Annotated in this window: 22 protein-coding genes; 21 read left to right on the top strand and 1 reads right to left on the bottom strand. The window is 62.1% G+C overall.

Annotated elements, in window-relative coordinates; genetic code table 11:
* The first annotated feature begins 88 nt into the window (after window positions 1-88).
* The 20 genes from trmJ to AB5Y64_RS04160 all read left to right on the top strand — a co-directional run bounded on the left by trmJ (window position 89) and on the right by AB5Y64_RS04160 (window position 19,132).
* The gene (gene trmJ, locus AB5Y64_RS04255; protein WP_103242991.1) at window positions 89-823 is read left to right on the top strand and encodes a tRNA (cytosine(32)/uridine(32)-2'-O)-methyltransferase TrmJ; all 735 of its coding nucleotides are present in this window, start codon (window positions 89-91) and stop codon (window positions 821-823) included.
* A 94-nt stretch (window positions 824-917) separates the two neighbouring features.
* Window positions 918-1,421: a Fe-S cluster assembly transcriptional regulator IscR gene (iscR, locus tag AB5Y64_RS04250; protein WP_025327241.1), complete on the top strand. Its 504-nt coding sequence runs from the start codon at window positions 918-920 to the stop codon at window positions 1,419-1,421.
* Window positions 1,422-1,473: 52 nt separating this feature from the next.
* Window positions 1,474-2,688, top strand: a complete 1,215-nt coding sequence (locus AB5Y64_RS04245) for an IscS subfamily cysteine desulfurase (protein ID WP_010675060.1) — start codon at window positions 1,474-1,476, stop codon at window positions 2,686-2,688.
* 54 nt (window positions 2,689-2,742) lie between these two features.
* On the top strand, window positions 2,743-3,126 hold the full coding sequence (gene iscU, locus AB5Y64_RS04240; protein ID WP_010675059.1) for a Fe-S cluster assembly scaffold IscU: 384 nt from the start codon (window positions 2,743-2,745) through the stop codon (window positions 3,124-3,126).
* A 15-nt stretch (window positions 3,127-3,141) separates the two neighbouring features.
* On the top strand, window positions 3,142-3,465 hold the full coding sequence (iscA, locus tag AB5Y64_RS04235) for an iron-sulfur cluster assembly protein IscA (protein WP_010675058.1): 324 nt from the start codon (window positions 3,142-3,144) through the stop codon (window positions 3,463-3,465).
* Window positions 3,466-3,655: 190 nt separating this feature from the next.
* The gene (gene hscB, locus AB5Y64_RS04230) at window positions 3,656-4,174 is read left to right on the top strand and encodes a co-chaperone HscB (RefSeq protein ID WP_124243924.1); all 519 of its coding nucleotides are present in this window, start codon (window positions 3,656-3,658) and stop codon (window positions 4,172-4,174) included.
* Between the two features lie 28 nt (window positions 4,175-4,202).
* On the top strand, window positions 4,203-6,050 hold the full coding sequence (gene hscA, locus AB5Y64_RS04225; RefSeq protein ID WP_201955889.1) for a Fe-S protein assembly chaperone HscA: 1,848 nt from the start codon (window positions 4,203-4,205) through the stop codon (window positions 6,048-6,050).
* A gap of 1 nt (window position 6,051) precedes the next feature.
* On the top strand, window positions 6,052-6,390 hold the full coding sequence (gene fdx, locus AB5Y64_RS04220) for an ISC system 2Fe-2S type ferredoxin (RefSeq protein ID WP_005299781.1): 339 nt from the start codon (window positions 6,052-6,054) through the stop codon (window positions 6,388-6,390).
* A 157-nt stretch (window positions 6,391-6,547) separates the two neighbouring features.
* Window positions 6,548-7,849, top strand: a complete 1,302-nt coding sequence (gene pepB, locus AB5Y64_RS04215; RefSeq protein ID WP_119197615.1) for an aminopeptidase PepB — start codon at window positions 6,548-6,550, stop codon at window positions 7,847-7,849.
* Entirely contained in the window at window positions 7,846-9,129 is a 1,284-nt protein-coding gene (gene pepB, locus AB5Y64_RS04210) for an aminopeptidase PepB (protein ID WP_041213015.1), read from the top strand. The genes pepB (AB5Y64_RS04215) and pepB (AB5Y64_RS04210) overlap by 4 nt, the downstream gene beginning before the upstream one ends.
* A 277-nt stretch (window positions 9,130-9,406) precedes the next feature.
* Window positions 9,407-9,835, top strand: a complete 429-nt coding sequence (ndk, locus tag AB5Y64_RS04205) for a nucleoside-diphosphate kinase (protein ID WP_010675053.1) — start codon at window positions 9,407-9,409, stop codon at window positions 9,833-9,835.
* Window positions 9,836-10,002: 167 nt separating this feature from the next.
* Window positions 10,003-11,106 (top strand): bifunctional tRNA (adenosine(37)-C2)-methyltransferase TrmG/ribosomal RNA large subunit methyltransferase RlmN, encoded by a 1,104-nt coding sequence (locus AB5Y64_RS04200; protein ID WP_039038724.1) that lies wholly within the window; start codon window positions 10,003-10,005, stop codon window positions 11,104-11,106.
* 11 nt (window positions 11,107-11,117) lie between these two features.
* Window positions 11,118-11,909, top strand: a complete 792-nt coding sequence (tapF, locus tag AB5Y64_RS04195; protein WP_080768047.1) for a PilW family type IVa pilus biogenesis/stability lipoprotein TapF — start codon at window positions 11,118-11,120, stop codon at window positions 11,907-11,909.
* Window positions 11,899-12,819: a RodZ domain-containing protein gene (locus AB5Y64_RS04190; protein WP_171865349.1), complete on the top strand. Its 921-nt coding sequence runs from the start codon at window positions 11,899-11,901 to the stop codon at window positions 12,817-12,819. The genes tapF and AB5Y64_RS04190 overlap by 11 nt, the downstream gene beginning before the upstream one ends.
* Window positions 12,820-12,829: 10 nt before the next feature.
* A complete protein-coding gene (ispG, locus tag AB5Y64_RS04185; RefSeq protein WP_010675049.1) occupies window positions 12,830-13,960 on the top strand; it encodes a flavodoxin-dependent (E)-4-hydroxy-3-methylbut-2-enyl-diphosphate synthase in 1,131 nt (376 codons plus the stop codon).
* A gap of 138 nt (window positions 13,961-14,098) precedes the next feature.
* Window positions 14,099-15,376, top strand: coding sequence for a histidine--tRNA ligase (gene hisS / locus AB5Y64_RS04180; RefSeq protein WP_010675048.1), 1,278 nt, complete (start codon window positions 14,099-14,101; stop codon window positions 15,374-15,376).
* Between the two features lie 3 nt (window positions 15,377-15,379).
* Window positions 15,380-16,030 carry a tetratricopeptide repeat protein gene (locus AB5Y64_RS04175; RefSeq protein WP_039038720.1) on the top strand — a complete coding sequence of 217 codons (651 nt, stop codon included), beginning with the start codon at window positions 15,380-15,382 and terminating at the stop codon, window positions 16,028-16,030.
* Complete coding sequence (gene bamB, locus AB5Y64_RS04170) at window positions 16,023-17,207, top strand: outer membrane protein assembly factor BamB (RefSeq protein WP_029314685.1); 1,185 nt, start codon at window positions 16,023-16,025, stop codon at window positions 17,205-17,207. The genes AB5Y64_RS04175 and bamB overlap by 8 nt, the downstream gene beginning before the upstream one ends.
* Before the next feature lie 74 nt (window positions 17,208-17,281).
* Window positions 17,282-18,778, top strand: a complete 1,497-nt coding sequence (gene der / locus AB5Y64_RS04165) for a ribosome biogenesis GTPase Der (RefSeq protein WP_010675045.1) — start codon at window positions 17,282-17,284, stop codon at window positions 18,776-18,778.
* A gap of 123 nt (window positions 18,779-18,901) precedes the next feature.
* On the top strand, window positions 18,902-19,132 hold the full coding sequence (locus tag AB5Y64_RS04160; protein WP_103242996.1) for a zinc ribbon domain-containing protein: 231 nt from the start codon (window positions 18,902-18,904) through the stop codon (window positions 19,130-19,132).
* A 322-nt stretch (window positions 19,133-19,454) separates the two neighbouring features.
* Here the strand turns inward: AB5Y64_RS04160 and mltF are convergent, their stop codons facing one another.
* Entirely contained in the window at window positions 19,455-20,948 is a 1,494-nt protein-coding gene (mltF, locus tag AB5Y64_RS04155; RefSeq protein WP_042880710.1) for a membrane-bound lytic murein transglycosylase MltF, read from the bottom strand.
* 149 nt (window positions 20,949-21,097) lie between these two features.
* Between mltF and purL the strand changes: the two genes are divergently transcribed.
* Window positions 21,098-24,991 (top strand): phosphoribosylformylglycinamidine synthase, encoded by a 3,894-nt coding sequence (gene purL / locus AB5Y64_RS04150; protein ID WP_113977580.1) that lies wholly within the window; start codon window positions 21,098-21,100, stop codon window positions 24,989-24,991.
* Window positions 24,992-25,129: the final 138 nt, after the last annotated feature.

The following is a 25,129-nucleotide window of genomic DNA, read 5'->3' as shown; positions in this document are numbered from 1 at the left end:
TGCAGAAATGCCTGGTCGGAAGCGGTGCCAAAATAGCGATTGGTTATGTTACAATTGCGCGCCATTTTTGACTGAAGATTGACTGGGCATGTTGGATCAGATTCGTATCGTGTTGGTAAACACCTCTCACACCGGCAACATGGGATCCGCGGCGCGGGCCATGAAGACCATGGGGCTGACTCAACTGGTGTTGGTCGATCCCCAGGCCCAGCCGGATGAGGAGGCCGTCGCCTTGGCGGCGGGGGCGAACGATATCCTGTCTCGCGCCCGAATCGTGCCGACCCTGGATGAAGCCATTGCCGACTGTGGTCTGGTCATCGGCACCAGTGCCCGTTCCCGCACCTTGAGTTGGCCCATGCTGGATCCCCGTGAAGCGGGCGAGAAGCTGGTTGCCGAGGGCATGGAGCACCCGGTCGCGTTGGTGTTTGGCCGTGAACGTACCGGCCTCACCAATGACGAACTGCAAAAATGCCACTTCCATGTGGCCATTCCCGCCAATCCAGAATACAGCTCCCTCAATCTGGCCATGGCAGTGCAGACCCTTTGTTACGAGGTGCGGATGCGCTGGCTGGAAGTACAGAACCAGGAGCATTCGGCCCCGGAGGATGAGCGGGTCGAGTACCCCAGCGCCCAGCAACTGGAAGGGTTTTATCAGCATCTGGAGCAGACGCTGCAAAAGACGGGGTTCATTGCCGATGACCATCCAGGCCATGTGATGAGCAAACTGCGTCGTCTGTTCAATCGGGCCAGACCCGAAGCGGTGGAGTTGAACATCCTGCGGGGCATTCTCACCTCTGTCCAGAAGTCCAGGGCACAGGATTAATCCCGACTGATTTACTCAAGCATATACTTGACTGATTTAGTCGGGTATGTGACCATATGCCACATATTGATTGGTTCGCAAGACGGTAAGGCATATGAGACTGACCTCAAAAGGACGTTACGCGGTGACAGCCATGCTCGACGTGGCGTTGCATGCAGAGCAGGGGCCCGTGCCCCTGGCTGATATTTCAGAGCGCCAGGGCATCTCCTTGTCCTATCTGGAACAACTGTTTGCCCGTCTGCGCAAGCATGGTCTGGTGAGCAGCGTACGTGGCCCCGGTGGCGGCTATCGCCTCGGTCTGGCCCCTGGCGAGATCTCGGTCGGTCAGGTGATCACCGCGGTCGATGAATCGGTCGATGCGACCAAGTGCCTCGGCAAAGGGGGCTGCCACGGTGGTACCCAGTGCCTGACCCACTCCTTGTGGCGGGATCTGAGCGAACGCATCTCCAGTTTCCTGGGGGATATCACCCTGGCCGAGCTGGTTGGTCAGGCCGATGTGCGCCGTATCGCCGGCAAGCAAGATGAACAAATGAAGACCGTGTTGTCCCTGGTTGATCGGGCCGAACGCGGTGATGTGAGCTTGAAAGTCCAACTATAAACGTGCTTTCCACGACGAGTCGCTGTGTGACCCCGTCGTAACGGAGAAAAAGATGAAACTGCCTATTTACCTTGATTATTCGGCAACCTGTCCGGTGGACCCGCGTGTCGCAGAAAAAATGATGCAGTGCCTCACCATGGACGGCCTGTTCGGCAACCCAGCCTCCCGTTCCCACCGTTTCGGCTGGCAGGCCGAAGAGGCGGTGGATCTGGCCCGTAATCAAGTGGCAGAGCTGATCGGCGCGGACCCGCGCGAGATCGTCTTTACCTCCGGTGCGACCGAGTCCAACAACCTGGCCATCAAGGGCATCGCCCATTTCTACGCCGGCAAGGGCAAGCACATCGTCACCTCCAAGACCGAGCACAAAGCCGTGCTGGATACCTGCCGCCAACTGGAGCGTGAAGGCTATGAGGTGACCTACCTCGAGCCCATGCCCAACGGCCTGTTCACTCTTGAGCAGATCGAAGGCGCCCTGCGTGATGACACCATCCTGGTCAGCATCATGCACGCCAACAACGAGATCGGGGTGGTGCAAGACATCGCTGCCATCGGCGAGCTGTGCCGTTCCCGCAAGATCCTGCTGCACGTGGACGCCGTCCAGAGCGTGGGCAAGATCCCGGTCGACGTGGAAGCTCTCAAGGTTGATCTGCTCTCCATGTCCGCCCACAAGGTATACGGCCCGAAAGGCATTGGCGCCCTGTATGTGCGCCGCAAGCCCCGTGTTCGTCTGGAAGCCCAGATGCACGGCGGTGGTCACGAGCGCGGCATGCGCTCCGGCACCCTGGCAACCCACCAGATCGTCGGCATGGGGGAAGCCTTCCGCATCGCCAAGGAAGAGATGGCGAGCGAGAGCCAGCACATCATGGCCCTGCGCCAGCGTCTGTGGGATGGCATCAAGAACATCGAAGAAGTCTATATCAACGGGGATCTGGATCAGCGTGTACCGGGTAACCTGAACGTCAGCTTCGCCTATGTGGAAGGTGAATCTCTCATCATGGCACTGAAGGATCTGGCGGTCTCTTCCGGTTCTGCCTGTACCTCGGCCAGCCTGGAACCTTCCTACGTGCTGCGCGCCCTGGGTCTGAACGACGAGCTGGCACACAGCTCCATCCGTTTCAGCATCGGTCGCTTCACCACCGAAGAAGAGATCGACTACGCAATCAAGCTCATCTGCGACTCCATCGGTCGTCTGCGCGAGATGTCCCCCCTGTGGGAGATGTTCAAGGATGGCGTCGATCTGAACACGGTCGAATGGGCACATCACTGATCCTTGCCAGCATGGCAAGGATCTGGTGAACAACGGAATTAGCAGGAGTTAGATATGGCTTACAGTGAAAAAGTAATCGACCACTACGAGAATCCCCGCAACGTCGGTGGTTTTGACAAGAACGATCCCAGCGTCGCCACCGGTATGGTCGGTGCACCGGCCTGTGGTGACGTCATGAAGCTGCAACTGAAGATCAGCGACGATGGCATCATCGAAGATGCCAAATTCAAGACCTACGGCTGTGGTTCCGCCATCGCCTCCAGCTCTCTGGTGACCGAGTGGGTCAAGGGCAAGACCCTGGACGAAGCGGCCGGTATCAAGAACACCGACATCGCCGAAGAGCTGGCGCTGCCGCCGGTGAAGATCCACTGCTCCATTCTGGCGGAGGATGCCATCAAGGCCGCCATCGCCGATTACAAGCAGAAGAAAGGTCTTTAAGGTCCGGAGAGCAGTATGGCCATAACCATGACAGATGCCGCAGCGGCGCGGGTTTCCTCCTTCATGATCAACCGGGGCAAGGGCATTGGCCTGCGCCTCGGCGTCAAGACGACCGGCTGTTCTGGCCTTGCCTATGTGCTCGAGTTCGTGGATGAGCTGGCTGCCGAGGATCAGGTGTTCGAGCAGAAAGGCGTCAAGATCATCGTGGATGCCAAGAGCCTGATCCACCTGGATGGCACCGAGCTGGACTTCGTGAAGGAAGGCCTCAACGAGGGCTTCCAGTTCAACAACCCGAATGCCAAGGGCGAATGTGGTTGTGGCGAAAGCTTCAGCGTGTAAGTGGTTCGATTGACAGATCGCCCATGTTTGCAACGCCTCGCAGCCCCAAGGGTGAGCCCTGTTGCGGCGAGTTTCTTGTGATCAACACCTTGCTCATCAACACAGTGGTGTGGACGCCAGTCCATGCCGCTGCTTTCAAGTTCAAGACGAGTGTGGTTGCACTCCCAGCGCTATTGTCTGAGGACGAAGGATGAATCATTTCGAGCTGTTCGGGCTGGCTGAGGGCTTCGAGCTCGATACTTGCCAACTGGCTGACACCTATCGTCAGCTGCAGACCCAGTTCCATCCCGATCGTTTTGCGACTGCCCCCGAGCGGGAGCAGCTTGCTGCCGTGCAGCGTGCTGCCCAGATCAACGATGCGTTTACCACCCTCAAGGCCCCCTTGCGCCGAGCCGAGTACCTGCTCTCCTTGCGGGGTACCGATATTCGCGGCGAGCAGCAGACACTGCAAGATCCTGCCTTTCTGATGCAACAGCTGGAGTGGCGAGAGCGGCTGGCTGATCTCAAGGGCGACGCCGACCCTGAGGGGGCCATCAAGGATTTTCGCCAGGAGATCAGGCATGATCACCAGGCGCTGATGCAACGGCTGACCGACTCTCTCACCAGGGGTGAGGATCTGCAGGCGGCGGATTGCGTTCGCAAGCTCAAATTTGTCGACAAGCTCCTCGAGGAGCTGGAACGATTCGAAGACTCGCTGTTCGAGTCTTGACCCTCTAACGCAGGAATTGTGATTACCCATGGCATTACTGCAAATTGCCGAGCCAGGCCAGAGCGCCGCACCTCACCAGCATAAACGTGCCGTCGGCATCGATCTTGGCACCACCAACTCCCTGGTCGCCGCCGTGCGCAGCGGCCAGGCCGACACCCTCTGTGACGAGCAGGGGCGTGATCTGCTGCCTTCCGTGGTCCATTACCAGGCCGATACCATCCGGGTTGGCTTCGATGCCAAGCGTGAGGCGGCCCTCGATCCCCACAACACCATCGTCTCGGTCAAGCGGATGATGGGCAAGGCGCTGGCCGATATCGATACCCGTCAGCAGCCTTACGAGTTCGTGGCTACCGAGACGGGCATGCCCCAGTTGCAGACCCGCCAGGGGCTGGTCAACCCGGTGCAGGTCTCGGCCGAGATCCTGAAAAAACTGGCCGAGCGCGGTGCCGCGTCCCTCGGGGGAGACCTCGACGGCGTGGTCATCACGGTGCCCGCCTATTTTGACGATGCCCAGCGTCAGGGCACCAAGGACGCGGCCAGACTGGCCGGTCTGCATGTACTGCGGTTGCTCAACGAACCCACGGCGGCGGCCATCGCCTATGGCCTCGACTCCGGCCAGGAAGGGGTGATCGCCGTCTATGACCTGGGTGGCGGAACCTTCGATATCTCCATCCTGCGCCTGCATCGCGGGGTGTTTGAGGTGATGGCCACCGGTGGCGACTCGGCACTCGGTGGTGACGATTTCGACCATCTGCTGGCGGACTGGCTCAAAGAGCAAGCCGGGTTGTCCGGTCAGCTCGATGCCCGTACCCAGCGCGAGTTGCTGGATGCGGCGGCCAGCATCAAGCACGGCCTCACCGATGCCGATGCCGTTTCCTGCACCTTTGCCGGCTGGCAGGGTACCGTCACCCGCAGCCAGTTTGACGAGCTGATCCAGCCCTTGGTCAAGCGCACCCTGCAGGCCTGTCGGCGCGCCCTGCGCGATGCGGGTCTCGAGCAGGAAGAGGTACTGGAAGTGGTGATGGTCGGTGGCTCGACCCGGGTGCCGCTGGTGCGCGAGCGGGTGGGCGAGTTCTTCGGCCGCACCCCCTTGACCAGCATTGACCCTGACAAGGTGGTGGCCATCGGTGCCGCCATCCAGGCCGACATCCTGGTGGGCAACAAGCCCGACGCCGAGATGCTGCTGCTGGACGTCATCCCGCTTTCCCTCGGTCTTGAGACCATGGGCGGCCTCGCCGAGAAGGTGATCCCGCGCAATACCACCATTCCGGTGGCCCGCGCCCAGGAGTTCACCACCTTCAAGGATGGCCAGACCGCAATGGCCATCCACGTGGTGCAGGGAGAGCGCGAGCTGGTGGCCGATTGCCGCTCCCTGGCCCGCTTCACCCTGACCGGCATTCCGCCCATGGCGGCGGGGGCGGCCCATATTCGCGTTACCTTCCAGGTGGATGCGGACGGTCTGCTGTCGGTCAGCGCCATGGAGAAATCCTCCGGCGTGCAGGCCGAGATCCAGGTCAAGCCCTCCTATGGACTGGGTGAGGATGACATCCTCAACATGCTGAGCGCCTCCATCGCCAATGCCCAGCAGGACATGGACGCCCGCATGTTGGCGGAGCAACAGGTCGAGGCCGACCGGGTGGTTGAGAGCCTCAACGCCGCCCTGGCCGCCGATGGCGAGGCGTTGCTGAGCCCCACCGAGCGGGCCGAGCTGGATGCCGCCATCGCCCATCTGCTGACTATGCGCAGCACGGGCACCACCAATCAGATCAAAGAGGCCATCGAGGCGGCGGACGCTGCCAGTGGCGAATTTGCAGCCCGCCGGATGGATGCCTCCATCCGCAAGGTACTGACCGGACAAAACGTCAACAAGGTGTGATATGCCAAAACTGATTATTCTGCCCCATCCCGAGCTCTGTCCGGACGGCGCGGCCCTCGAAGGTGCGACCGGTGAAACCATTCTGGATATCGCGCTGCGCAACGGCATCGAGATCGAGCACGCTTGCGAGAAGTCCTGTGCTTGTACTACCTGCCATTGCGTGGTGCGGGAAGGGTTCGACTCCCTCGAGCCGAGCGACGAGCTGGAAGACGACATGCTGGACAAGGCGTGGGGGCTGGAGCCGGAATCCCGTCTCAGCTGCCAGGCCAGACTGGCGGATGAGGATCTGGTGGTGGAACTGCCCAAGTACACCCTGAATCTGGCGTCCGAGCGCCACTGATGACCCCTTAATTACACATGAGTGAATTGCGCGTGCAGCATCTCATGGTGCAGTAATGATATGGTGAAGGCCGTGACCCTTGAGGGAGCGGCCTTTTTTGTGCCCGTGATTTCCCTATTCGTTGATGAAAGTGCCAATAAAAAGGAAGCAAGAGAACATGGCTGACATGATGAACGTAAGGTTGTCGTCCCAGGCTGCCGCCGCCCACTGGGGCGAGGGTGCCCTGCTCAGTTTCAACGGCGACGAGGCCCATCTCCATCTGGCCGCTGGCCAGGAGAAGGAGGCGCTGCGCGCCATCCAGCGGGGGGCCAGACGCCTCGAGTCGAGCGGCATCAAGCGCGTCAAACTGGTGGGTGAGGGCTGGAATGGGGAGCGTCGCTACGCCTTTGCCCAGGGCTTCTATGCCGCCAAGGGGGATCGCGAGCTCGATTTCGGCGAGCAGAGCGATCAGGAGGCTGCCGAGCTGGCGGCTTTGCTGAAAGCGACCCGCTGGGTGCGCGAGGTGACCAACGGCTGCCCGGAAGCCATCTACCCCATGAGCCTGGCGGAGTCCGCTCTGCTGCTCATTCGCAGCCTCGGCGGTGACAAGGTGACCGCCCGCATCACCGCTGGCGAAGCCTTGCGTGAATCGGGTCATATCGGGGTCTGGTCGGTGGGCCGTGGCAGCGAGCGCGAGCCGGTGCTGCTGGAGCTCGACTATAACCCGACCGGGGATGCCAACGCCCCCGTGGTCGCGGCGCTGGTGGGCAAGGGGATCACCTTCGATTCCGGCGGCTACTCCATGAAGTCCTCCGACAACATGCTGCCGATGAAGTCCGACATGGGCGGCGCCGCCATGGTGACCGGCGCCCTGGCGCTGGCCATCAGCCGTGACCTGAACAAGCGGGTCAAGCTCATCCTCTGCTGCGCCGAGAACCTGGTCTCCGGCCACGCCTTCAAGCTCGGCGACATCCTCACTTATCGCAACGGCATCTCGGTCGAGATCCAGAATACCGACGCGGAAGGTCGCCTGGTGCTGGCAGACGGCCTGCTGGCCGCCAGCGAAAGCGGGGCTGCCTACATCCTCGACGCTGCTACCCTGACCGGCGCCGCCAAGACCGCGCTGGGCCGCGACTACAATGCCGTGTTTGCCCTCGATGAGGCGGAGCAGGTGCGCGCGCTGGCTGCCGCCAACGCTGAAAACGAGAAGGCCTGGCCGCTGCCGCTCGAACCCTGGCACGCAGGCCAGCTCACCTCGGCCTTTGCCGAGCTGGGTAATGTGGCGTCCGCAGAAGGTACTGCCGGCGCCACCACGGCAGCGGCGTTCCTGTCGCGCTTCGTCCGTGACGAAGGCAAGGGCTGGGTGCACCTGGACCTGGCCGCTTCCTATCAGAAGTCGGGCAATGAGCTCTGGGCGACCGGGGCCAAGGGTCATGGTCTTCGCACGATTGCCCGCTGGCTGCAGGAGGTGTGCGCATGAACGTCTGGTTGAGCCGAGAGTTTGCACCGGCCGAGTGGGGGGAGGGGGCACTGCTCTCCCACCGTGCCGACGGCATGGTGATCCATCTGGTGAGCGCCACTCCCTTGCTGGATATCCAGCAGGCGGCGCGGCGCCTGTGTAGCCAAGGGATCCAGCAGGTTGTCCTGGCTGGCCACTGGGAGCGGGAGCAGCAGTGGGCCTTTGCCCAGGGGCTGCAGACGCCCAAGGCGGAAGTGGGGTTGCAGTGGGCCACTTCGTCCGAGGAGGACAGGGAGGAGCTGGAGGCGCGCTGGCTGTGCGGGCGCTGGGTGCGGGAGATGACCAACGCCACCCCGGAGCAGCTGGGGCCGCTGGAGCTGGCGGTCGAAGCCGCCGCCTTCCTCACCGAGCTGGCACCGGACCGGATCAGCCATCGCATCCTCAAGGGAGAGGCGCTGCAACAGGCGGGCTGGGTCGGTCTCTATCAAGTGGGTCGTGGCAGTGACCGCGAGCCCGTGATGCTGGAGCTGGATTTCAATCCGGGCAAGGATCCCAAGGCGCCGGTAGCGGCCGCCCTGGTGGGCAAGGGGATCACCTTCGATTCCGGCGGCTACTCCATGAAAACCTCCCAGGGCATGCTGACCATGAAACACGACATGGGCGGTGCCGCCATCGTCACCGGCGCGCTGGCGCTGGCCATTCTGCGTGGCCTCGACAAGCGGGTGAAGCTCATCCTCTGCTGCGCCGAGAACCTGGTATCCGGCCATGCCTACAAGCTGGGTGACATCCTCACCTACAAGAACGGCACCACGGTGGAGGTGGTCAACACCGACGCCGAAGGGCGTCTGATCCTGGCCGACGGCTTGCAACTGGCCGGCGAGTCTGGTGCGCCGCTCATCATCGACGCTGCCACCCTCACCGGGGCGGCCGTGATGGCGCTGGGGGGGCGTTACAACGCCCTGTTTGGACTGGACAAGGGGCTGGTGAGCCGCGCCATGGCCTATTCGGATGCAGAGCAAGAGCCAGCATGGCCGCTGCCGCTGGAGCCCTGGCATCGCCAGCAGTGCCCGTCCCACTATGCCGACACCGCCAACAGCCGCCCCGTGCCGGGCGGCGGACCGGGGGGGGCCTCCAATGCGGCAGGCTTCCTCTCCCGCTTTGTCCCTGATGAGGGAAGAGGCTGGCTGCATGTCGATCTCGCCGCCTGCTTCAGCGAAAACGGCGATAGTCTGTGGGCGCCCGGGGCCAATACCCTGGGGATGCGCACCATCGCCCATACCCTGCTGGCGGAGACGCGCTGAGTCAGTGAGCGGCATCACAAGGGCACCTCTGGGTGCCCTTTCCAGTGCTGCTTTGCTGAGCAATTGATACGGTTTTGAGGCATTAGCATGCCGATCGTGCGCAAGCGCACATTTTTTCTCTCTGCCCTGGCACAAGATGAGTCACCATGTTGTTTCAAGGATTCTTTTGTTTAACAAAAAGTTGATTTTTTGTGTGTTATTTCGTTTTTTGTTTACGTATAATCGCCGCCGAACATGGATTCCTACAATAAAACTCTGTAGTTAAGGAAAGAACTCAATGGCTATCGAACGTACCTTCTCCATCGTCAAGCCGGATGCGGTCAGCAAGAACCTGATTGGTGCCATTTACAGCCGCTTCGAAAGCGCCGGTCTGAAAGTGGTTGCCGCCAAGATGCTGCACCTGACCAGCGAACAGGCCGCCGGTTTCTACGCCGAGCACCAGGGCAAGCCGTTTTATGATGGTCTGGTCGGCTTCATGACCTCTGGCCCCGTCATGGTACAGGTGCTGGAAGGTGAAGACGCCATCCGCCGTCACCGTGAAATCATGGGCGCCACCAACCCGAAAGAGGCGCTGGCCGGCACCCTGCGCGCCTGCTACGCCGAGAGCATCGATCGCAACGCCGTCCACGGCTCCGATGCCCCGGCCTCTGCCGCCCGTGAAATCGCCTACTTCTTCTCCGACGACGAGATCTGCCCGCGCGGCTGATGTTGTCTGCTGGTGACCAAGGGAGCTTCGGCTCCCTTTTGTTTTTTGGTCATCCTGCCAATATCCACTTATTCTCCAGGTGGAAAGCCAGACCCATTATTTGTACAATGCCGCCCCCTGACGTAGGTCAGCCGATAATTTATGAAGTGTGTGAGCTGAGGCCCCTGATGAGCGAAACAAAAACCAACCTGCTGGATCTCGACCGGGATGCCATGCGTGCCTTCTTCGTCGAGTTGGGCGAGAAGCCGTTCCGGGCAGACCAGATAATGAAGTGGATCTATCACTTCGGTTGTGATGATTTCGATCAGATGAGCAACGTCAACAAGGCGCTGCGCGAGCGGCTCAAGGCCATTGCCGAGATCCGTGCTCCCGAGATCAGCCGTGAGCAGCGCTCCGCCGATGGCACCATCAAATGGGCGCTGCAGGTGGGCGATCAGGAGGTGGAGACCGTCTACATTCCGGAAGCGGACCGCGCGACCCTGTGCGTCTCCTCTCAGGTGGGCTGCGCCCTGGCGTGCACCTTCTGCTCCACCGCCCAGCAAGGGTTCAACCGCAACCTGAAAGTTTCCGAGATCATCGGCCAGGTGTGGCGTGCCGCCAAAGTGGTGGGCGGCAAGCGCCCCATCACCAACGTGGTGATGATGGGCATGGGTGAACCACTGCTCAACCTCGCCAACGTGGTACCGGCCATGAAGCTGATGATGGATGACTTCGGCTTCAGCATCTCCAAGCGCCGCGTCACTCTCTCCACCTCCGGTGTGGTGCCGGCGCTGGACATGCTGGGGGACCAGATCGACGTTGCCCTGGCCATCTCCCTGCATGCGCCGAACGATGCGCTTCGCTCCGAGATCATGCCGATCAACGACAAGTACAACATCGAGTCCTTCCTTGCCGGTGTACGCCGCTATCTGGCCAAGTCCAACGCCAACGGCGGCCGGGTGACCGTGGAGTATGTGCTGCTCGACCACATCAACGACGACATGCAGCATGCCCATGAGCTGGCCAAGGTCCTCAAGGAAACCCCTTGCAAAATCAACCTGATCCCGTTCAACCCCTTCCCGGGCAACCCGTTTGGCAAGCCGAGCAACAGCCGTATCGACCGTTTCTCCAAGGTGCTGATGGAATACGGCCTGACCGTCATCGTGCGCAAGACCCGTGGTGACGACATCGACGCCGCCTGTGGGCAGCTGGTGGGGGAGGTGATCGACCGCACCAAGCGCACCATGAAAAATCGGATGCAACAGGATGGGATTTCCGTCAAAATGGTTTAACTCCTAAGCCATTGTATAGACAGGAAATGGATATCCGTACATTGATCGTAGTGGCAGCGCTCTGTGCGCTGCCAGGTTGTGTCACAGAGACCACTTACGCTGGCCAGAATTCGACCCAGCGTGAAGTGGGTCCTGACCTCAAGGCCGCCGCCCAGACTCGTCTCGATCTGGGTATCCAGTATCTGCGCCAGGGCAATGCCGAGCAGGCCAAATTCAACCTCGACCGCGCCCTTCAGTACGATCCCAACAATCCTCAGGTCTACATCGGTTTTGCCTATTTCTACCAGCAGGTGTCGGATTTCAAGGCCGCCGAGGCGAGCTACAAGAAAGCACTGGCCATGGATCCGTCCAATGCTGACGCGATGAACAACTATGGCGCCTTCCTCTGCAACCGTGGCCGCTTCGACGAAGCGGAAAAGGCGTTCTTGCAGGCCGTCAGCCAGCCCGATTACGTGAAGATCGCCGATACCTACGAGAATGCGGCGCTCTGCTCGATGCAAAATCACAGAAATGACAAGGCCGGCGAGTATTATCGTCTGGCCTTGGGGTATAATCCCCGCAATCCTAGGTTATTGCTGGACATGGCCGAGCTTTCCATGAAAGATGGCAAGCTTCCTGATGTCCAGTCTTACCTCGCGCGCTTTGCCGACGTGGCAGAGGAGAACGAGGAGAGCCTCTGGCTCCGGCTGCGGCTGGCCCAGGCCATGGACAAACCGGCATTACTTCACCAATTCGGGACTGAGCTGGTAAGGCAATATCCCACTTCGCAACAAGCCAAGCGTTACTTAGCCAATGACTACTGAACAGCCACACGATTTCCAAGACGACTCCCAGGCAGCGGGCCCAGGCCAGCTGCTGCGCAACGCCCGTGAACAGCTCGGCTGGACCCGGGAACAGGTTGCGTCCCGCATTCACCTTCGTCTGACCCTGATCGCCGCCATCGAAGCGGATACCTATGACAAGCACACGTCCCATACCTTCATTCGTGGCTATCTGCGAGCCTATGCCAAGCTCGTGGGCATCCCCGAGGAGACCATCCTCGCCGCCTACGAGAAGCTGGGACTGACTCCCCCCGACAACATCGACATGCAGAGCTTCTCCCGTCGCTCCCGCCAGCAGGCCAATGACAGCCGGCTCAAGGTGGTGACCTGGCTTGTGATCCTGGTGCTGATCGGGCTCTCCGTCGCCTGGTGGTGGCAGAGCACGGCGCGCCGCTCTGCCGGTGACGACGCCCTGGCGGCGACCGAGATGAGCGCGACCGTCAATACGCCGGAAGCGAATGTTGCCCCCGCCGTGGAGGTCGCCGAGCCCGTGCTGCCCGCAGCGTCCGATGCCGTGTCCACCCAGGTTGTGGTGAGCGGTGCCACCGCGACCCTGCCTGTGGTCACTACGGATGCCAGCGCTGCCGTCCCGACGGACGTTTCCGGTGCGGTCTCGACTGCCGAGAGCACGACCACCGAGCCCGCCAAGGCGCCCCAGCTCAAGATGAGCTTCACCGCCGATTGCTGGCTGGACGTCAAGGATGCCAACGGCAAGACCCTGTTCAGCGGTCTGAAGAAGGCGAACGACGAACTGGTACTGGAAGGACCCGAGCCACTCAGATTCATCATTGGCGCGCCCATGGCGGTCAATCTCGAATATCAGGGCAAGTCCTTCGACATGAGCCGTTACAACAACGGCCGGACTGCCCGCTTCTCACTGCCGCAGGAGTAATCAGTCCGCCATGTCTGTTCACGAAAAGCCCGCACACGAATCACCCATCGTTCGTCGCAAATCCAGACAGATCATGGTCGGCAACGTGCCGGTTGGGGGCGATGCCCCCATCACGGTACAGACCATGACCAACACCAAGACCACGGACGTGGCCGCTACCGTCGAGCAGATCCAGCGGATCGAGCGGGTCGGCGCCGACATCGTCCGGGTCTCCGTCCCCACCATGGAGGCGGCGGAAGCGTTCAAGCTCATCAAGCAGCAGACCCGCATCCCCATCGTGGCCGACATCCACTTCGACTACCGCATCGCCCTCAAAGTGGCCGAATACGGGGCCGACTGCCTGCGCATCAACCCGGGCAACATCGGCAACGAAGAGCGGGTGCGTGCGGTGGTGGATTGTGCCCGTCACTACAACATCCCCATCCGCATCGGCGTCAACGGCGGTTCCCTTGAGCGTGATCTCCAGGAGAAATACGGCGAGCCGACCCCGGAGGCGCTGCTGGAGTCCGCCATGCGCCACGTGGATTACCTGGATCGCCTCGACTTCCAGAACTTCAAGGTGAGTGTCAAGGCGTCCGATGTCTTCCTGGCGGTCGGAGCCTATCGCCTGCTGGCCAAGCAGATCGATCAACCCCTGCATCTGGGCATCACGGAAGCGGGCGGTTTTCGCGCCGGCGCGGTCAAGTCCGCCATCGGCCTTGGCATGTTGCTGAGCGAAGGGATTGGCGACACCCTGCGCATCTCCCTGGCCGCCGATCCGGTGGAAGAGGTGAAGGTGGGCTTTGACATCCTCAAATCCCTGCGCATCCGTTCCCGCGGCATCAACTTCATCGCTTGTCCCTCCTGCTCCCGTCAGGAGTTCGACGTCATCGGCACGGTCAACGCCCTGGAAGAGCGGCTCGAAGACATCATCACCCCGATGGATGTCTCCATCATCGGCTGTGTGGTGAACGGTCCGGGGGAGGCGCTGGTTTCCGATCTGGGCCTTGCGGGCGCCGCCAACAAGAGTGCCTTCTACGAGGGGGGCCAGCGGGTCGACCGGCTCGACAACAAGGATTTGATCCCGACCCTGGAGCGTCGCATCCGTGCCCGGGCTGCCATGCTGGATCCGGCCAACCAGATCCAGGTGGACAAAGGTTGAACCATGACGGGGCCACCTGGGGTGGCCCCGGCTTTAGGTTGTTGATTTTACATCCCGCATCCGGGCACCCGATTTTACCTCGGGGTCGAAAATCCCTATAATGCGGCCAAATTTTACCTCTTTTTCTCGAGTATCAACGTGGCAAAACAGATCCAAGCTATTCGCGGTATGAATGATTGCCTGCCGGAGCAGAGCCCGGTATGGCAGAAAGTAGAACAGATCCTGCGCCAGGTCGTGGCCAGCTATGGCTACAGCGAAGTGCGCATGCCCATCGTCGAGCAGACCCATCTGTTCAAGCGTGCCATCGGTGAAGTGACCGACGTGGTCGAAAAAGAGATGTACACCTTTGAAGACCGCAACGGCGACAGCCTGAGCCTGCGTCCGGAAGGGACCGCCAGTTGCGTGCGTGCCGGCATCGAGCACGGTCTGCTTTACAACCAGGAACGTCGGATGTGGTACATGGGCCCCATGTTCCGTCACGAGCGTCCCCAGAAAGGTCGCTATCGCCAGTTCCACCAGTTCGGGGTCGAGCTGTTCGGCATCAACGGGCCGGACATCGATGCCGAGCTCATCATGCTGACTCACCGCCTGTGGCGTCTGTTCGGCATCAGCGATCACGTGACTCTGCAACTCAACACCCTCGGCCAGAGCAACGAACGTGCCGCCTATCGCGATGCCCTGGTCGCCTATCTGGAACAGTACAAGAGCGAGCTGGACGAAGAGAGCCAGCGCCGCATGTACAGCAACCCCCTGCGGGTGCTCGACTCCAAAGACGAGAAAGTACAGGCCATCCTGGCAGGTGCCCCCCGTCTGTTCGATCACCTGGGCGAAGAGAGCCTGGCTCACTTCGAAGGGCTCAAGCGCCTGCTCACGGCGGCCGGCATCCAGTTCGAGGTGAACGAGCGTCTGGTGCGTGGCCTCGACTACTACAACCTGACCGTGTTCGAGTGGGTGACCAACAGCCTGGGGGCCCAGGGCACCGTCTGTGCCGGTGGTCGCTACGACGGCCTGGTGGAGCAGCTCGGTGGCCAGCCGACCCCGGCGGTGGGCTTTGCCATGGGGATGGAGCGTCTGGTGCTGATGCTTGAAACCCTCGAACTCAATGCTGACATCCGCCCCGCGGTGGATGTCTATCTCTGCATGGTGGGTGAGGGGACCGAGCAGGCTGGCTTTGCCCTGGCCGAGCGCCTGCGCGATGCCCTGCCGGACTTGCGCCTCATGAGCCACTGCGGCGGCGGCAACTTCAAGAAACAACTCAAGCGTGCCGACAAGAGCGGCGCGGCCATTGCCCTGATCCTTGGGGAGACCGAGGTGCAAAGCGGGGAGATCACCATCAAATATCTGCGTGGCCAGGCCGAGCAACAGACCGTCTCGGTCGATGCCGCCATCGCCCTGCTGGCAGCGAAAGGAGAGTAAGCTGTGGAAGTGTATACCACTGAAGAACAACAGGTTGAGGTCATCAAGAGCTGGTGGAAAGAGAACGGCACCTCGGTGATCGCCGGGACCGTGATCGGTCTGGTCGGCCTCTTTGGCTGGCGCTACTACAACGAGATGCAGCAGAACAACCAGGAAGCCGCCTCCCAGGCTTACAACGAGATGACCGCCCAGCTCGCCAAGGGGGACGACGCCGCCCTGGAGCAGGCAAAGAGCTTCATTACCGCTCACAAGGGTGACGCCTATGCCGAGCTGGCCGCCCTGCAACTGGCCGCGGCTGCCGTCAAGGCGGGCAAGCTGGATCTGGCTGCCGAGCAGCTGACCCAGGTGGCCGCCAGTGGCGATGACAGCATCAAGCCCATCGCCGCCCTGCGTCTGGCACGGGTCCTGAGCGATCAGGGCAAGGCTGACGAGGCCCTGGCCCAGCTTGGCAAGATCAACAACGACGCCTTCAAGGCCCAGGTGGCGGAAGTGCGCGGCGACATCCTGCAAAAGCAGGGCAAGGCCGAAGAAGCGCGCGATGCCTATCAGGCGGCGGCGGATGCCGGCGGCCTGCAGAGCAGCGCCGAACTCAAGCTGAAGATGGATGATCTGGCGCTGCCAGCCGTCACTGCGGGCGAGGCTCCGGATGCGTAATCTGTACAAGCGAATGGCGCTGGGGGTGGCTGTCTCCTTCGCCTTGCAGGGCTGCTCCCTGTTCAGTTCGGAAGAAGATCTCAACCCCATGGCACCCCTGCCCAAGGTCGAGTCCGCGTTCACTGCCGATACCGCATGGTCCTCCTCGGTCGGGGATGGCATCGGCGACTTCTACTCCCAGCTCAAGCCGGTGGTGGAAGAGGACCGCATCTATGCAGCGGCCCGCGATGGCGATGTGACCGCCTTCGAGCGCGAGAGCGGCAAGGAGCTGTGGAGCGTGGATCTGGCAGATCTGCCCATCAACGCCGACAAGCGCAGTGCCCGTCTCTCCGGTGGTCTGGTCTCTCGCTACGGCAAGCTGTTCCTCGGGTCCGAAAACGGGGTGGTCTACGCCCTGAACGAGGCCAACGGCGAAGTGCTGTGGCAGACCACGGTTCCTGGGGAAGTGGTGGCGAGCCCCGCCGTCGAGGATGGCCGCGTGGTGGTGCTGACCACCTCCGGTCGCCTGGTGGCGCTCGATACCGACGAAGGCAAGCTGCAGTGGACCCTGTCCGAAGAGCAGCCGCCCCTGACCCTGCGCAGTGCCGGCGCCCCCATCATCACCAACGGTGCCGTCATCTATGGCCGCGCCGATGGCAAGGTGGGCATCGCCCTGCTGAGCAACGGCCAGCCTGTGCGTCAATCCAAGGTGGCTGACCCGCGCGGCGCCACCGAACTGGATCGGATGGTGGACGTCGATGCCAGCCCGCTGATTGCCGGTGATGAGCTCTACGCCATCGCCTACAACGGCCAGTTGATGGCGCGCAAGCTGATGAGCGGCGACGAAGTGTGGAAGCGCAAGTATTCCGGTTATCGCGACATGGCGGTGACCGGCAATGCCATCGTGCTGACCGACAGCCGCAGCCATCTGTTTGCGGTCGATCGTCGCAACGGTCTCGAGCTGTGGTCCAACACCCAGCTGGAAAACCGCACCGTGACTGCCCCCGTCATCCTGGGTGACTATGTGGTGGTCGGCGATGTGGAAGGTTACCTGTATTGGCTGGACCGTACCGACGGGACCATCAAGGCCATGCAGCAGCTCGACAGCAGTGGTCTCTATGCCGCTCCGCTGGTGGAGGGTGACACCCTGTATGTGCAGAGCCGTGACGGCAAGTTGTACGCCCTCAAGCGTCCTTGATCGTCCGATAATGTGAATATCCGGCTCCTGGTCTTCGGACCCGGAGCCTTTGTCGTCTTGAGAATGAGGCTTTTATGACTCCTGTAGTTGCCCTGGTGGGCCGTCCCAACGTGGGGAAATCCACCCTGTTTAACCGCCTGACCCGTACCCGGGATGCCCTGGTTGCCGACTTCCCCGGCCTGACCCGGGACCGCAAATATGGCCAGGCGAAGCTGGGCGAGCTGGAATTTATCGTGGTCGATACCGGCGGTATCGATGGCACCGAGGAGGGGATCGAGCTGAAGATGGCCGAGCAGTCCCTGCTGGCCATCGAAGAGGCCGATGTGGTGCTCTTCATGGTGGATGCCCGTGCCGGTCTCACCGCGGCGGATCAGGCCATCGCCGAGCACCTGCGCAAGACCCACAAGAAGGTGTTTCTGGTGGCCAACAAGACCGACGGCATCGACGGTGACTCCGCGGTGTCCGAGTTCTACGGTCTGGCCCTGGGCGAGGTCTACCAGATGGCGGCCGCCCACGGCCGTGGCGTACTGAGCCTGCTGGAGCTGGCCTTGGCCCCCCACCTCGAGACCCTGGTCGGCTCTGCCACCGAGGCACAAGAGGAAGAGGAGCTGGAGGAGTTCGACGAAGAGGCCCTGCTGCGCATGGTGGCCGCCGGTGAGCTCGACACCCGGGAAGACACCAAGGAGACGCCGTTCGCCGACCTGCCCATCAAGTTCGCCATCGTCGGTCGTCCCAACGTTGGCAAATCCACCCTGACCAACCGCATGCTGGGTGAAGATCGGGTCATCGTCTACGACATGCCGGGTACCACCCGCGACTCCGTCTACATCCCCATGGAGCGCGACGATCAGAAATACGTGGTCATCGACACCGCCGGCGTGCGTCGCCGTGGCAAGGTGCACGAGACGGTGGAGAAGTTCTCCGTCATCAAGACGCTCAAGGCGATTGAAGATGCCAACGTCTGCCTGCTGGTCATTGACGCCCGGGAGACCATCACGGATCAGGACTTGAGCATCCTCGGCTTCGTGCTCAACAGCGGCCGCTCCGTGGTACTGGTGGTCAACAAGTGGGACGGCCTGGATCAGAAGGTGAAAGAGGACGTCAAGAACGAGCTGGACAGACGTCTGGGCTTCATCGACTTCGCCCGGGTGCACTTCATCTCCGCCCTGCACGGCAGTGGCGTCGGTCACCTGTTCGAATCCATCAACGAGGCTTACGAGTCCGCGACTCGCCGCACCAGCACCGCCATGCTGACCCGCATCATGCAGATGGCCCAGGAAGATCACCAGCCGCCCATGGTGAATGGTCGCCGGGTCAAGCTGAAGTATGCCCACGCCGGTGGCTACAACCCGCCGCGCATCGTGATCCACGGCAACCAGTTGAACGACCTGCCGGACTCCTACAAGCGCTACCTCATCAACTACTTCCGCAAGTCGTTGAAGATCATGGGGACGCCGATCCGGGTGGAGTTCCAGGAGTCGGTCAACCCGTTCGAGGGCAAGAAGAACACCCTGACCCTGAGCCAGGAACGCCAGCGCAAGCGCCTGCTCAAGGCCAAAGCGAAGAAATAAAGCCCTGCGGCTGCCCTTACCGGCAGCCGTTTTTCTTGGTGGCCCTCCTCAGGGCAGACAAACCGGGGGAGGGGCTGCGGGTAATGCCGGTGCACAGTGACGTAAAGAGGAGTCGAGAAGAGAATGAACACGCTGACCTGCCCTACCTGTCAGGGCGAACTGGACAGCCGCAGCCAGGAGACGACGTGTGGCCAGTGTCAGGCCCGTTATCGCATCCGGACCCTGTGTCCTGCCTGCGGGCAGGAGCTGGAGCGGCTTCGGGCTTGCGGCGCAGTGGATTATTTTTGCAACCACTGCAACACCCTGGTCTCCAAACGCACCGTTCTGTTCGAGGCGCAGCCTGACAAGGCATAAAAAAACCCGGCTGATGCCGGGTTTATACTGTGTGCTCCGCTATCAGCAGCGTGAAGGAGCGGTTTCTGTGCCAGATCTTGCGTTTCATGTCGGCCAGCTTGAGCTTGCGTCTCGGGCTCCAGGCACATTTGGTTTTTCGGGCCAACATGGCTCTTCTGCGTGCTCGCATCCTGTTCTCCTCCCTGGTCTTGCGTGGGGCCGAAAGGGCCCTTGGCAGGAACTGCAACGCAATGAATACATTGCAATAAGTTCGCTCCAGCGCCCCTCGTATACCCAAGGATGGTAACAGAGAACAGGGCAGGAAAACACACCCCCGGCGAGGCTAGGGGGTGATGATCTGTTTGACCACTTCGGCGATGATGGCCGGACGCTGCGCCGGCACGTCCGGTTCGCTGCTGTCGTCCTCGTCCAGCTCCTCGCGACGATGGGCCTTCTGCTGTTCGTTGTCGAGCCAGAGCAGGCTCTGGTAGTACTGGCGCACGTTGTTGACATAGTTGCGCGCCTCGCCGCCACGGGCATAGCCATAGCGCACCTTGCGATGCCAGCGTGACTGCTGCAACAGGGGCAGCACCTCTTTCACATCGCTCCAGGCGTCCGGGTTCTTGCCCAGCTCCTTGGTCAGGCGGCGGGCATCCATCATGTGGCCGTAGCCGATGTTGTAGGCGGTGAGGGCAAACCACACTTTCTCGTCCGCCGGGACCGAGTCGGGCACCTTCGCCATCATCTCCTGCAGGTAGCGGGCGCCCCCCTTGATGCTCTCTTCCGGGTGGGTGCGATCGTTTACCCCCATCGCCTTGGCGGTCGGACCGGTGAGCATCATCATGCCGCGCACCCCGGTGTAGGAGCGTGCCTGGGGATCCCAGTGGGATTCCTGATAGCTGATGGCGGCCAGCAGCCGCCAGTCGATATCCTTGGCGTGGGTCTGGAACAGCGCCTGGTACTTGGGCAGCAGGCTCTTGGCCCGTTGCAGGAAGGTACGGGTGTCGACGAAATCGAAGTTCTGCACGTGGCCGAAGTACTTCTCGTCGAGCTTGGCGATGGCGCCATCCATGAAGCGCTGACCGAAGAAGTCGATGATGCTGGCGTAGAGGCTGTCGTCGGGCAGCTTGGTCATGGCCCAGGCCACGGTCTGCTTGCTGGCGAGGGTCAAGCCTTCGGTGAGTTCAGGGTAGTAGCGCTGGGTACGGGCCAGTATGGTGTCCTGCACCACCGTGTAGTCCACCTTGCCGTCGGCCACCTGCTTGAGCAGCTCTTCCACGTCCGCATCCCGATTGGTGCTCCACTTCAGGTTGGGGTACTGCTTGGCCAGCTCCTTCATCAGGTCCTCGCCGGTGGAGCCCGCCGGCACCACTATGCTGCCCTTGATGTCACCGAGGTTCTTGGGCCTGGGGGAGCCGTTGCGATAGACCAGCTTGGGGGAGACCTGGTAGAAGCCGGGGCCGAAGCGGAACAGCTTGCGCCGCTCCGGGGTCACGACGATGGCGGCGGCGGCGAGATCCAGCTTGCCCTTTTGCAGTTGCTCGACCAGCTCGGCGGTGCTGTAGGCCGGTACTATGGTCAGCTTGACCCCCAGCCAGTCGGCGTAAAGCTGCGCCAGCTCGTAGTCGAACCCCAGTGCGGTGTCGTCACGCTGGTAATAGGAAGTGGGGCCATAGAGGGTGCCAACCCGGATCTCGCCTCGCTGGCGGATCTGCTCCAGTTGGCTGGAGGGGTGGTAGAAGTCGCAACCGGCCAGGGCCAGCGTCAACATCATCCCGATGAACAGTCGAAAAATGCAGCGCAAGTAGGTGAGTACCCTTGTTGAAAAAAACGGCATTTGTCAAAAAAGAGGCACCTTTATACCAGAGAGTATGAAGGGAGTCACACCGCGCGAGATGAGAAAAACGTTTGTTCAGGATGGGCCTGATCCCTATAATACGCGCGTCTCAAATCCCCCCACACTCTAAAACTTGGTGAGAAAGGTATATGGAAATCTTGCGTGGTGCCCCAGCACTGTCTGAGTTTCGTGTCCACAAGCTGCTGCAGAGCTGCGCACAGAGAGGAGTAGAGATAGCAAGCGTCTATGCGGAATACGTGCATTTTGCCGAGCTGACGAGCCCGCTGTCGCCCCCCGAGCGAGCGACCTTGGGCCAGCTTCTGCGCTACGGCCCGACCATCCCGGAACACACCCCCAGCGGTCAGCTGTTCCTCGTTACCCCCCGCCCCGGCACTATCTCCCCCTGGTCTTCCAAAGCAACCGACATCGCCCACAACTGCGGCCTGAAACAGGTCAAGCGGCTGGAGCGCGGCATTGCCTATTACGTGCAGGCCAAGGGTGAGCTGAGCGTGGCCCAGCGTAGCGAGATCGCGGCCCTGCTGCACGATCGCATGATGGAAGTGGTCTTTGCCGAGATGAACGAGGCTGCCGCCCTGTTTGCTCACCATGAGCCGCGCCCCTTTACCCAGGTAGATGTGCTGGGTGGTGGTCGCGCCGCCCTGGAAGAGGCCAACGTGACCCTGGGTCTGGCCCTGGCCGATGACGAAATAGATTACCTGGTGACCAACTTCACCCGGCTGGGTCGCAATCCCAACGACATCGAGCTCTACATGTTTGCCCAGGCGAACTCCGAGCACTGCCGCCACAAGATCTTCAACGCCGACTGGACCATCGACGGCGAGCAGCAGCCCAAGTCGCTGTTCAAGATGATCAAGAACACCTTCGAGCAGACGCCGGACCATGTCCTGTCTGCCTACAAAGACAACGCCGCGGTGATGGAAGGCAGCCAGGGTGGCCGCTTCTTCCCGAGCCCCGCCAACGGTGAGTACCAGTATCACCAGGAGCGCGTCGACATCCTGATGAAGGTGGAAACCCACAACCACCCGACCGCCATCTCTCCCTTCCCGGGTGCCGCCACCGGCTCCGGCGGCGAAATCCGCGACGAGGGTGCGACAGGGCGTGGCGCCAAGCCCAAGGCGGGCCTGGTGGGCTTCTCCGTCTCCAACCTGCGCATCCCCGGTTTCGAGCAGCCCTGGGAGCAGGACTTCGGCAAGCCGAGCCGCATCGTCAGTGCCTTTGACATCATGCAGGAAGGCCCCCTTGGCGGCGCCGCCTTCAACAACGAATTCGGTCGCCCAGCCATCCTGGGTTACTTCCGTACCTTCGAAGAGCAGGTGCCGAGCCACAACGGCGTCGAGGTGCGCGGCTACCACAAGCCCATCATGCTGGCGGGTGGCATCGGCAACATCCGCAGCGAGCACGTCCAGAAAGGGGAGATCCCGGTGGGGGCTGCCCTCATCGTGCTGGGTGGTCCGGCCATGAACATCGGCCTGGGTGGCGGCGCAGCCTCCTCCATGGCTTCCGGTCAGTCTGCCGAAGATCTCGACTTCGCCTCCGTGCAGCGTGACAACCCCGAGATGGAGCGTCGCTGCCAGGAAGTGATCGACCGCTGCTGGCAACTGGGGGACGACAACCCGATTGTCTTCATCCACGACGTGGGCGCCGGTGGTCTCTCCAACGCCATGCCGGAGCTGGTGAGCGACGGGGATCGCGGTGGTCGCTTCGACTTGCGTGCCATTCCGAACGACGAACCGGGCATGAGCCCGCTGGAAGTCTGGTGCAACGAATCCCAGGAGCGCTATGTGCTGGCCGTGGCCCAGGACAAGCTGCCTCTGTTCAAGGCTTTGTGCGAGCGCGAACGCGCCCCCTATGCCGTCATCGGCACCGCCACCGAAGAGAAGCACCTGACCCTGTCCGATGCGCACTTCGACAACCAGCCCATCGATCTGCCGCTGGACGTGCTGCTTGGCAAGGCGCCCAAGATGCACCGCGACGTGCAGAGCCTGCCCGCCCAGGGCAAGGCGCTGCAACTGGACGGCATCACCCTCAGCGACGCCGCCGAGCGCGTGCTGCGCCTGCCGACCGTGGCGGAGAAGTCCTTCCTCATCACCATCGGCGATCGCACCGTAACGGGCCTCGTCAACCGCGACCAGATGGTCGGCCCCTGGCAGATCCCGGTGGCTGACTGCGCCGTCACCGCCGCGACCTACGACAGCTACCACGGTGAAGCCATGTCCATGGGCGAGCGCACCCCGGTGGCGCTGCTCTCTCATGCCGCCTCCGCCCGCATGGCGGTGGCCGAGGCCTTGACCAACCTGGCACCGGCCAATATCGGCTCCCTCAAGCGGGTCAAGCTCTCCGCCAACTGGATGTCCGCAGCCGGCCACCCGGGGGAAGATGCGGGTCTCTACGAAGCCGTGAAAGCGGTGGGCGAAGAGCTCTGCCCGGCCCTTGGCATAACCATCCCGGTGGGCAAGGACTCCATGTCCATGAAGACCCGCTGGCAGCAGGACGGGGAAGAGCGCAGCGTCACCTCGCCGCTCTCCCTGCTCATCTCGGCGTTTGCCCGGGTCGAGGACGTGCGCAATACCGTGACCCCGCAACTGCGCACCGATCTCGGTGAGACCGACCTTATCCTCATCGACCTTGGCAACGGCAAGCAGCGCCTCGGCGCCTCGGCCCTGGCCCAGGTTTACCGCCAGCTTGGGCAAAGTGCCCCAGATCTGGACAACCCGGTCCAGCTCAAGGGCTTCTTCAACGCCATCCAGGCGCTGGTGGCGGATCGCAAGCTGATTGCCTACCACGACCGCTCCGACGGCGGCCTCTTCGTCACCCTGACCGAGATGGCGTTTGCCGGTCACTGCGGCCTCGACATCCAGCTCGATCGCGTGGGTGGCGACCTGCTGCCGGCCCTGTTCAACGAGGAGCTGGGTGCCGTCATCCAGGTTCGTCGCGAAGACAAGGAAGCGGTGCTGACCCTGCTGGCCGGTCACGGTCTGGCAGCCTGCTCCCATGTGCTGGGCACGGTGCGCGAAGACGACCTCATCCTGTTCCAGCGTGCCGGCAGCGAAGTGTATCGCGCCAGCCGCACCGCCCTTCGCACCATCTGGGGCGAGACCAGCTGGCAGATGCAGCGCCTGCGGGACAACCCGGAGTGCGCCGATCAGGAGCATGCCGCCCGCCAGGACGCCACCGATCCGGGTTTGCAGGCCAGGCTCACCTACAACCCGTCCGACGACGTGGCCGCGCCCTATATCGCTCGCGGGGTTTCTCCCCGTCTGGCGGTGCTGCGCGAGCAGGGGGTCAACTCCCACGTGGAGATGGCGGCCGCCTTTGACCGCGCCGGCTTTACCGCTGTCGACGTGCACATGAGCGACATCCTCGAGGGGCGCATCAAGCTGGAAGATTTCCAGACCCTGGTGGCCTGTGGCGGCTTCTCCTACGGCGACGTGCTGGGGGCGGGGGAAGGCTGGGCCAAGTCCATCCTGTTCAACGACAACGCCCGTGAGCAGTTCCAGCGCTTCTTCGAGCGCGGCGATACCCTCTCCCTGGGGGTGTGCAACGGTTGCCAGATGATGTCCAACCTGCGCGACCTCATCCCGGGGGCCGATCTCTGGCCGCGCTTCGTGCGCAACCGCTCCGAGCGCTTCGAGGCGCGCTTCAGCCTGGTGGAAGTGCAGGACTCCCCGTCCGCCTTCTTCGCCGGGATGGCTGGCTCCGTGATGCCGATTGCCGTCTCCCACGGGGAAGGGCGCGTGGAAGTGCGCGATGCTGCTCACCTGGCTGCGCTGCAACAGAGCGGTCTGGTGGGGCTGCGTTTCGTGGACAACCGCGGCAACGTCACCGTGCAATACCCGGCCAACCCCAACGGCTCCCCTGACGGTATCACCGCGGTGACCAGTGCGGACGGCCGCGCCACCATCATGATGCCGCACCCGGAGCGGGTATTCCGCACCGTGGCCAACTCCTGGCACCCGGACAACTGGGGAGAGGATGGCGCCTGGATGCGCATGTTCCGCAATGCTCGGGTTCGCCTGGGTTAAGCGCCAGCAAGAAACCAAAAACCGGCCCCAGTGGCCGGTTTTTTTAGGTTCTTCGCGGGATCTTGGGGAAGTGGAAGTTGACAGACAGGGTGCTGGTAAACTGGCTGTCTCCAAACACACCACCACCATCACCCTGCT

Source organism: Aeromonas sp. R5-1 (genome assembly GCF_040908265.1).
Classification (GTDB): Bacteria; Pseudomonadota; Gammaproteobacteria; order Enterobacterales; family Aeromonadaceae; genus Aeromonas; species Aeromonas caviae.
The sequence above is the reverse complement of the archived record's forward strand: the minus strand, read 5'-3'. Positions and strand labels throughout refer to the sequence as shown.